Raw genomic sequence first — 9,424 nt, forward strand, 5'->3', positions numbered from 1 at the left:
TTTGACACCCGCCAGCGCCCGGCGCACTGTGTGAGGATGCAGCCCACCGCACCGCGTGCCACCCTGCGGGAGTTCTTCCCCTATCTGAGGGGACACGTGCGTGTGCTCCTCCTCGTCGCCGTCGTCTCCCTCGTCTCCACCGGCCTGTCGATCGCGCAGCCGCTGATGGTCCAGCAGCTCGTCAACGCGGTGTCCGCGAGCCGCCCGGCCACCGTGTTCGTCTGGTTCCTGGTCGCCATCACGCTGGGTGGCGCCGTGTTCGGGGCCGCGCAGTCCTACCTCCTGCAGCGGACGGCGGAGTCGGTGGTGCTCGGCGTGCGGCGGTCCCTGGTCGGGCAACTCCTGGCGCTGCCCATCCGGGAGTTCGACAGGAGGCGCGTCGGGGACCTCATGTCCCGGGTGGGCTCCGACACCACCCTGATGCGCAGCGTCATCACCTCCGGTCTCTTCGAGATCGTGTCGTCCATCCTGATGTTCTGCGCCGCCGTGGTCCTGATGGTGCTGATCGACCCGCTGCTGTTCGGGATCACGCTGTCCGCCGTCCTCCTCGGCGCGGGCGGGGTCCTGTTCCTCGGCCGCCTCATCCGCCGGCGGAGCCGGGACGTGCAGGATGCCGTGGGATCGATGACAGCGGCGGTGGAGCGCGGCCTCTCGGGCATCAGGACCATCAAGGCCTCCGTCGCCGAGGATCGCGAAGCCGCCGTGATCGACGTCGAGGCGTCGCGGGCCTATCGCGCCGGCATCGCCATGGCCCGCCTGCAGGCCGCCGTCCAGCCCATCATGTCGATCTGCATCCAGGGCGCCTTCATCGTGGTCCTCGCCGTCGGCGGGATCCGCGTGGCTGCAGGAGAGCTGCGGCTCGGCGACCTGATCGCGTTCATCCTCTACCTGTTCCTCCTCGTGATGCCGATCGGGTCGGCGATGAGCGCCTTCGTCCAGATCCAGTCGGGCCTCGCCGCGCTGGACCGCATCCAGGAGATCGCCCGGCTCGACCCGGAGCGGGCGGACGAGGCCCGCCCCTTCCCGGCCACGGGCGAAGCATCGATCCGGGAGCCGGCGCCGGAGACGGCGGCGGCTCTCCGGGACGCGTCGGCGGGACCCTTCCGCACGATCCGGGCAGCCGGTCCACCCGCAGGTTCGATCGAGCTGCGCGATGTCACCTTCCGCTACGCGTCGGACGCTGAGGACGGCGGCGCGACGGCGGCCCGTTCCCCGGACGGGACCGCCTCGCCGATCCCTCAGGGCCGCCCGGACGCGGAGGAGTCTCCGGGCGAGGGCCGACCCGTGCTCGACGGCGTCAGTTTCACCGTCCCCGCCGGGAGCAGGACGGCGCTCGTCGGTCCCTCCGGTGCCGGGAAGTCCACGGTGCTGGCGCTGCTGGAGAGGTTCTACGAGCCCACGGGCGGCAGCATCACCTACGACGGCACAGCACTGTCGGAGATGCCGCGCTCCGAGCTCCGCTCACGGATCGGCCTCGTCGAGCAGGAGGCGCCGGTCCTCAGCGGGACGCTGGCCGACAATCTCCGGCTCGCCGCCCCTGACGCCACGGACGTCCAGCTCCGCCGCGTCCTGTCCGCCGTCGGCCTCGATGCGCTCGGGGACCGAACCGCCGACGGGCTGCACCTCAACCTGGGGGAGGACGGCATCCGGCTCTCCGGCGGGCAACGGCAGCGCCTCGCCTGGGCACGCGTGATCCTCGCGGACCGTCCGGTCCTGCTGATGGACGAGCCGACCTCCGCCGTGGATTCCCGGACGGAGCAGTTGCTCCAGCAGACGCTGGGGGAGGCTTCGCGTGATCGCACCGTCGTCGTCGTCGCGCACCGCCTGTCGACCGTGGCGGACTTCGACCAGATCGTGGTGCTGGACCAGGGCCGGGTCACGGCTGTCGGGACGCACGAAGAACTGCTGGAGGAGAGCGATCTCTACCGCGACATGGCATCCCGCCAGCGACTGGTGGCGGCCTGACCGGGTGCGGTCGGTGCTGGTGCCGTGCTTCCTGCTGTGCCGGCTCTCCCTGCTCAGAAGGCGGTCGAACGCCCTGCCTCGCGGTCGAGCAGTCGCTGCTTCACCGGCAGTCCCCAGCGGAAGCCGCCCAGGGACCCGTCGGTGCGGATGATCCTGTGGCACGGCACGAAGAGGGCGGCGGCGTTCTTCGCGCAGGCGCCAGCAGCGGCACGGACGGCGGTGGGATTGCCCGCCCGCTCGGCGTACTGGAGGTAGGTGACGGGCGTCCCCGGCTCCACCGCGCGCAGGATCTCCCACGCGTATGCCCGGAAGGGTCCCGAGACCTGCCGCACGCGCACCGCGGTGATCGCGTCGAAATCGCCGTCGTAGTACCGGGACACGGCGTCGAGGATGGGCTGCACGGCGGACGACGCCGGGTCGAAACTCGCGGCCCTGATGCTCGGATGGATCTGCCCGGTCAGGTCGGACGCCAGCTCCGTCCAGCCGGAGGAGAGGACGGAGCCTTCCGCCTCGATGACGGTGAACGGGCCGTCGGGGGTGTCGACCGTGGTGGTGGTCGCTCCGCGGAGGAGCGGAGGTGCGGCGAGCGTGGTGGTCATGGCTGTGTGTCCGTTCGATCGATGGGAACAGGGTACGCGGTCGCCGGGACGACGGGGGTCGGCGGCCCGACGACGGCGGTGTCGTCCGGAGCCCCGGCGGCACGCCAGAGGTGCAGCATCGCGTAGGAGCGCCACGGCCGCACCTCGGCCAGGGCCTCGCCCAGGACCGGAGGGGACGGGAGATCATCGGCATCCGGAGGGCGCCGCGCGTCGGCAGGTACTGCGCGGTGGTCGGTCCGTCCGACGAGCCGCGACCAGCCGCTGCGGACCGCGGCATCGGAGGGCAGGGAGACGTCCGGGTGGCCGAGGACGCGCATCGTGACGTAGTCCGCCGTCCACGGCCCGACGCCGTCGAAACGCAGGAGGTCCGCGCGCAGTGCGTCGGGATCGGATCCCACGCCGAGTTCCAGGGTGCCCGAGGCCAGCGCCCGTGCCACCGCCCGCAGGGTGCTCCTGCGGCGGCGCGGCCCGCGGAGGAGCGGTTCGGGCATGTCGGCGAGCTCGTCGGCGGTCGGGAACATCCTGTCCAGGTCCGTACCCGGGGCCTCGACCACCGGGCCGGCGGCGGCGAGGCGGCCGAGTGCCCTCGCCGCCGCAGCGACGGTGACCTGCTGGCCGACGATCGCACGGATCAAGGTCTCCCCGGCATCGAGCGATCCGGGAAGGCGCATGCCGGGTGTGGCAGCGACCAGGGCGGTGAGGTACCGGCTGCGGGCGAGCGCAGCATCGATCGCCACCGGATCGGCGTCGAGGTCGAACAGGCGACGGATGCGGCTCAGGAGCGCCGGCAGGTCCCGCAGCCCCGCGACGGACACCGTCACCGGCAGCACCGCCTGTCCCTCACCGCGCGCCTCGACGGCGCCTGCCCTGAACCAGGCCGGTCCGGCGGGCAGGCGGAGCAGCCGCTCGTAGGTCAGGTCCGTGCCTCGCTCCACGCCGTCGATCGCACGCGCGGCGAGGAAACGGAAGATCCCGTTGTCGTACGGCAGCCTCACGGGAAGGGACAGCGACAGCCGGAAAGGGCCGCCGACCTCGTCCGCGCCGCCGTCCGCGCCGCCGTCCGCGCCGCCGGACCGCTGCCGGGAGGCTTCCCGCACCTGACGCGGGGTGAGGTCGAAGACCTGCTGCACCGTGTCGTTGAACTGCCGGATACTGCCGAACCCGGCGGCGAAGGCGACATCGGCGAAGCGCAGCGGCGAACCCGTGAGCAGGGCACGCGCCGTCTGGGCGCGGTGCGCCCGGGCCAGGGCGAGCGCGCCTGCCCCGAGTTCGTCCTTCAGGATGCGGTTGAGGTGCCTGGGGGAGTAGCCGAGGCGGGCAGCGAGGCCGGGAACGCCTGTCCGATCCACCTCACCGTCGGCGATGAGACGCATCGCCCTCGCCGCTGCGTCGCTGCGGAGGTTCCATTCCGGATCGCCGGGAACCGCCTCGGGGAGGCATCGCTTGCAGGCGCGGTACCCGGCGTCGTGGGCGGCGGCAGACGTCCGGTAGAAGGTGACATTGGACGGCTTGGGGGTCCGCGCCGGGCATGAGGGGCGGCAGTAGATGCCCGTGCTCGACACGGCGGTCACGAACTGCCCGTCGAAGCGCACGTCACGCCCATCGATCGCCCGGTACTGCTGCCAGAAGTCCATGCCGCCATCCTGCCACCGGCCGCAGGCTCGAACTAGCGGGATTCGGACATGGCCGCGGGCCTCCTCGGTCGGGGCTTTGCTACCGTCGACGGGTGATCGAGGACAGCGGAACACGCGAGGACATCCGGACCAGGCTCGGTGGCAGCGCGCTCGACGTCGCCCCCTGGCTCCTGGGCGCACACCTCACCCACCAGGACGACGACGGCCGCGTCACGGTACGCATCTCCGAGGTGGAGGCCTACCTCGGCCCCGACGATCCGGGCTCCCATGCGTTCCGGGGACGGACCGCCCGGAACGCGACCATGTTCGGGCCGGCCGGTCACCTGTACGTCTACTTCACCTACGGCATGCACTACTGCGCCAACATCGTGTGCGGCAGCGACGGACGGGCGATGGGTCTGCTGCTGCGCGCCGGCGAGATCGTCGAGGGGGCGGACCTCGCGCGCGCCCGACGCAACCAGCCGGCGTCGGACCTCGATCTCGCCCGGGGCCCGGCGCGCCTCGCGCAGGCGCTCGGAGTGGATCGCCGGTTCGACGGCGCCGACGTCCTCGCAGATCCCTTCCGGCTCGTCCTGCCCGGCGAGCCGCCCGCGGCGATCAGCCGGGGGCCGCGCGTCGGCGTGAGCGGTGTCGCCGGCACCGGGGAGTACCCGTGGCGCTTCTGGCTCCCGCAGGACCCGACCGTCTCCCGGTACCGTCCGGGCAGACCGCCCGCAGCCCGTAAGGTTGATCCGTGACGATGAGCGGAGCGGACGCCGGGGAGACCCCGGCCCGGGCACCAGGTACAGCGGGACTCGCAGCCGACGCGAGGGAAGCCATCGACCGCCTGAGTGCCGTCGTTCCCGACTTCCCGTCCCCGGGCATCCTGTTCCGCGACCTCACTCCCGTCTTCTCCGACGCACGGGCCTTCCGTACCGTCGTCGATGCGGTGTCGGCGCCGTTCGCCGGGTCGTTCGACGCCGTGGCAGGAGTCGAGGCCCGTGGCTTCCTCCTCGCGGCCGCCGTCGCCTATGCGACCGGCACGGGTGTCGTCACCGTCCGGAAGGCGGGCAAGCTCCCGCGCGCGGTGTACCGGGAGTCCTACGATCTCGAATACGGCCAGGCAGCACTCGAGATCCACCAGTCGGACCTGCCCGCCGGTGCGCGCGTCCTGGTGCTCGACGACGTCCTCGCCACGGGCGGAACACTCGTCGCGGCCTGCGCGTTGCTCGAAAAGGCCGGCGCCGTCGTCGTGGGGTGCGGTGTCGTTCTCGAGCTCGGGGACCTGGACGGGCGGACCAGCCTGGCGGGACGGACCGTCCACGCGCTGGAAACCGTGTGACGCCCACCGCGCTAGAATTGACGGTCCGCCTTTGAAGAAGGAAGTGCCCGATGCACGAGACATCCCAGGCCAACGCCGAGCTGGACTACGAGCGCGTCTACGTCGACGGGCTGTACCGCCGTCTCGATGAACTCCGCGCCGAGAAGGCCCAGCAGCTCGCCGAGGTCCGGCGCACCCAGGCGGCGGGTTCCCACCAGAACCGGTCGGAGCGCGACGCATTCGCCACCATGTACGAGGATCGCCTGGCCCAGCTGAACGCCGTCGACGATCGGCTGGTCTTCGGTCGACTCGACCTCGACAGCGGCGACAAGCGCTACATCGGGCGCATCGGTCTCTCCGACGAGGAGCTCCGCCAGCTGATGGTCGACTGGCGCGCGCCGGAGGCGGGCACCTTCTACCAGGCCACGGCCTTCGAGCGCATGGGCGTCCGACGCCGGCGCCACCTGATCCTGTCCCGGAGGGACGTCGTCGCCATCGAGGACGACGTCCTCGATGTGGACCTGCTGGGCGACGACGATTCGCTGCAGGGGGAGGGAGCCCTGCTCGCGGCACTCAACTCGCGGCGCACGGGGCAGATGTCCGACATCGTCGGGACCATCCAGGCGGAGCAGGACCGCATCATCCGCGCACCCCTCCCCGGTGTCACCGTCGTCCAGGGCGGCCCGGGTACCGGCAAGACGGCTGTCGCGCTGCACAGGGCCGCGTACCTCCTCTACACGCACCGGGAACGGCTGAAGTCGGCGGGCGTGCTGCTGGTCGGGCCCACCGACGCCTTCATGAAGTACATCGAGCGGGTCCTCCCGTCCCTCGGCGAGACCGGGGTCGTCATGGCCGGGATCGGGACCCTGATGCCGGGCGTGACGACGGTGCAGGAGGCCAGCGAGGAAGCCGCCGCCATCAAGGGCCGGCTCGAGATGGCACAGGTCATCAGGACCGCCGTCGCCAACCGCGAACGGGTGCCCGCCGAGAACAAGCGCCTCAACGTCGAAGGCACCATGCTGACGCTCACGCCCCGTCAGGTCTCCCGGGCACGTGAGCGCGCGCGCGCCACGGGGAAGCCGCACAACGAGGCCCGCGTCACCTTCGTCAAGATCCTCCTGCGGGAGCTCACCGAGCAGTTGCTGGACAAGCTCGAGGAGTCGTCGGGTGGCGGGAACAACGCCGACCGCTCCTACCTGGCCGAGGACGTCCGGAGCGCACGCGACGTGCGGATCGCACTGAACCTCGCCTGGATGCCCCTGACGCCGCAGAAGCTCGTCTCGGAGTTGTTCGCGCGCCCGGAACTGCTGCGTGCGGCAGCGCCGGGCCTGAGCGACGACGAACTGGCCGCGCTGGCCCGACCGGCCGACGCTCCGTGGACCGAGGCGGACGTGCCCCTGCTCGACGAGGCGGCCGAACTGCTCGGCGAGCTCGATCCCTCCGCCGGGCGTGACAGCGCGGCCCGCGAGCAGGAGCAGAAGCGCGATCTCGCCAACGCCGAGCGCGCCCTCGAGAACGTCAACGCCTCGCTCGAGGATGCCGGGGTGGACGGGGTGCTGACGGCGGCAGACCTCGCGCAGCACAACGCCGTGTCCGCGAGCCGGCTGTCCGCCGCCGACCGTGCCTCCGGGGACCGCACGTGGGCCTACGGGCACATCGTGGTGGACGAGGCGCAGGAGCTGTCCCCGATGCAGTGGCGACTGCTCATGCGGCGTTGCCCGTTGAAGTCCTTCACCATCGTCGGCGACATCGCCCAGACCAGTTCCGCCGCGGGATCACGGTCCTGGCAGCAGGCGCTCGAGCCGTTCGTGGGCGACCGCTGGCAGCTCGAGGAGCTGACGGTCAACTACCGCACCCCCTCCCAGATCGCCGAGGCAGCCGTGCGGATGGCCAACGCGGCGGGCCTGGTCGTGTCGGCTCCCAAAGCCGTGCGGGAGGGGAGGTTCGCACCCGTGCTCGATACGGTGCAGGACCTCCTGCCCGCCCTGGTGCGCGCCCTGCCGGAGGAACTCGCGGCGATCGACGGCGGTATGCTCGCCGTCATCGCACCGGACGACCTCCTGGCCGACGCCCGTGCGGCGCTGGCACCCGGGTACGGCGACCGCGTGGGGTCCGGTGCGGGTGGTCCGGGCCAGGACATCGTCGTCATCGGTCCCCGCGAGTCGAAGGGACTCGAGTTCGACGGCGTGGTCATCCTCGAGCCCCAGGAGATGCTCGACTCCGCCACGGCGAGGGTCGGAGACCTGTACGTGGCGATGACACGCCCCACCCAGCGCCTGCGCGTCATGTCCACCGGCCGAATTCCCGCTGGTATTGCCGGCTGATAATTTGTAGGGGTGTCCCAGCAAACAGATACCCCGGTCAGTGGCCTCGAGGGCCAGCGCAACGATCCGTCCTTCGCGAGCATCTACGACGAGCTCGTGTGGCGTGGGCTGGTCTATGTGTCCACCGACGAGGGTGAACTGAGGGAACTGCTGGCAGGACCGCCCATCACGTTCTACTGCGGGTTCGACCCGACGGCCCCGAGCCTGCACCTGGGCAACCTCGTCCAGCTCCTGACCATGCGACGGCTCCAGCTCGCCGGGCACCGGCCCCTGGGCCTCGTCGGGGGCTCCACGGGCCTCGTCGGCGATCCGCGGCCGACGGCGGAGCGGACGATGAACACGAAGGAGACCGTCGCCGAGTGGGTCGGCTCCCTGCAGGGGCAGGTGCAGAAGTTCCTCGACTTCGACGGCGGCAACGCCGCCCGGATGGTGAACAACCTGGACTGGACCGGTCCGATGAGCGTCATCGACTTCCTGCGCGATGTGGGCAAGTACTTCCGCGTGGGCACGATGATCAAAAAGGAGACCGTGGCCAAGCGGCTGAACTCCGACGAGGGCATCAGCTACACCGAGTTCAGCTACCAGATCCTGCAGGGCATGGACTACCTGCAGCTGTTCCGTGAGTACGGATGCGTCCTTCAGACCGGTGGCTCCGACCAGTGGGGGAACCTGACCAGCGGCACCGACCTGGTGCGCAAGGTCGAGGGTAAGGGCGTCCATGCGATCGGCACCCCGCTGATCACCAATTCGGACGGTACGAAGTTCGGCAAGAGCGAGGGCAATGCCATCTGGCTGGACGCCGCGATGACGAGCCCGTACGCGATGTTCCAGTTCTGGCTCAACACCTCGGACGCCGACGTCGCCGAGCGCCTGCGGATCTTCACCTTCCGTACCCGCGCCGAGATCGAGGAGCTGGAGCGGGCGACGGCGGAGCGTGCGCACGAGCGGGCGGCGCAGCGAGCGCTGGCGTACGACGTGACCTCGCTGGTGCACGGGGTCGAGGCGACCGAGAAGGTCATCGCCGCGTCCGCGGCGCTCTTCGGCCAGGGCGATCTGGGTGGGCTCGACCTCGCCACGCTGCAGGCTGCGACGGCGGAGCTCGAGTCCGTCTCCGTCGCGAAGGACGGACTCGGGATCATCGACCTCCTGGTCGCGTCGGGGCTGTCCGCGAGCAACTCCGCGGCCCGCCGGACCGTCGCCGAGGGTGGCGCGTACGTCAACAACACGAAGGCCACGGACGCCGACCACAGGTTCGGCGATGAGGACCTGCTGCACGGTCGGTACCTCCTTCTCCGCCGCGGCAAGCGGAACCTCGCGATGATCGACGTCGTCCGATAGGTCCTCCTCGTCCTGCCTTTCGTGCCGGCATCCCCATCCGGGGGTGCCGGCACGTCTGTTCCCGGGGCCCGTATCGGTGGGGCGCGGGTGGATTTGCCGGTGGGGCGGGATGGTCGTATAGTTGTGGAGTTGCCCCGGTGAGGGTGACCATCCCCTTCAAATCATGTGGTGGGTTCGTGCGCTCTGGAGCGGTAGCGGATTTACCTTTTATTTGTGGTGGGTTTGTTCTTGTTGTTGTTTCTTTGGTCGGGCATTACGCCACGG

General features: G+C 70.8%; 7 protein-coding genes. 5 read left to right on the forward strand and 2 right to left on the reverse strand.

Features of this window, described 5'->3' with window-relative positions:
- Positions 1 to 1,965 (forward strand): ABC transporter ATP-binding protein (locus CVO76_RS04400; RefSeq protein WP_208740853.1); only part of this gene is annotated, 1,965 nt, incomplete at its 5' end.
- A 53-nt stretch (positions 1,966 to 2,018) separates the two neighbouring features.
- On the opposite strand, the gene CVO76_RS04405 is transcribed toward CVO76_RS04400, so the two are convergent.
- Both CVO76_RS04405 and CVO76_RS04410 read right to left on the reverse strand, forming a co-directional pair.
- Positions 2,019 to 2,564: a methylated-DNA--[protein]-cysteine S-methyltransferase gene (locus CVO76_RS04405; protein ID WP_208740855.1), complete on the reverse strand. Its 546-nt coding sequence runs from the start codon at positions 2,562 to 2,564 to the stop codon at positions 2,019 to 2,021.
- Entirely contained in the window at positions 2,561 to 4,198 is a 1,638-nt protein-coding gene (locus CVO76_RS04410; RefSeq protein WP_208740857.1) for a DNA-3-methyladenine glycosylase 2 family protein, read from the reverse strand. Before CVO76_RS04410 ends, CVO76_RS04405 begins: the two co-directional genes overlap by 4 nt.
- A 92-nt stretch (positions 4,199 to 4,290) precedes the next feature.
- Here CVO76_RS04410 and CVO76_RS04415 point away from each other — a divergent pair, with 92 nt between their 5' ends.
- The 4 genes from CVO76_RS04415 to tyrS are packed head-to-tail and all read left to right on the forward strand — an operon-like array spanning position 4,291 to position 9,160.
- Entirely contained in the window at positions 4,291 to 4,935 is a 645-nt protein-coding gene (locus tag CVO76_RS04415; RefSeq protein WP_432206131.1) for a DNA-3-methyladenine glycosylase, read from the forward strand.
- A 2-nt stretch (positions 4,936 to 4,937) separates the two neighbouring features.
- On the forward strand, positions 4,938 to 5,519 hold the full coding sequence (locus CVO76_RS04420; protein ID WP_208741701.1) for an adenine phosphoribosyltransferase: 582 nt from the start codon (positions 4,938 to 4,940) through the stop codon (positions 5,517 to 5,519).
- A 50-nt stretch (positions 5,520 to 5,569) separates the two neighbouring features.
- Positions 5,570 to 7,822, forward strand: coding sequence for a HelD family protein (locus tag CVO76_RS04425; protein WP_208740861.1), 2,253 nt, complete (start codon positions 5,570 to 5,572; stop codon positions 7,820 to 7,822).
- A gap of 12 nt (positions 7,823 to 7,834) precedes the next feature.
- Positions 7,835 to 9,160, forward strand: a complete 1,326-nt coding sequence (tyrS, locus tag CVO76_RS04430) for a tyrosine--tRNA ligase (protein ID WP_133082265.1) — start codon at positions 7,835 to 7,837, stop codon at positions 9,158 to 9,160.
- The last annotated feature ends 264 nt before the right edge of the window (positions 9,161 to 9,424 follow it).

This window comes from Arthrobacter agilis (assembly GCF_002953615.1).
In the GTDB taxonomy this organism is placed as follows: domain Bacteria; phylum Actinomycetota; class Actinomycetes; order Actinomycetales; family Micrococcaceae; genus Arthrobacter_D; species Arthrobacter_D agilis_B.

Coding starts and splice junctions, on each gene's coding strand:
- CVO76_RS04410 (WP_208740857.1), bottom strand. CDS start 4,198: ATGGACTTCTGGCAGCAGTACCGGGCGATCGATGGGCGTGACGTGCGC.
- CVO76_RS04425 (WP_208740861.1), top strand. CDS start 5,570: ATGCACGAGACATCCCAGGCCAACGCCGAGCTGGACTACGAGCGCGTC.
- CVO76_RS04405 (WP_208740855.1), bottom strand. CDS start 2,564: ATGACCACCACGCTCGCCGCACCTCCGCTCCTCCGCGGAGCGACCACC.
- CVO76_RS04420 (WP_208741701.1), top strand. CDS start 4,938: ATGAGCGGAGCGGACGCCGGGGAGACCCCGGCCCGGGCACCAGGTACA.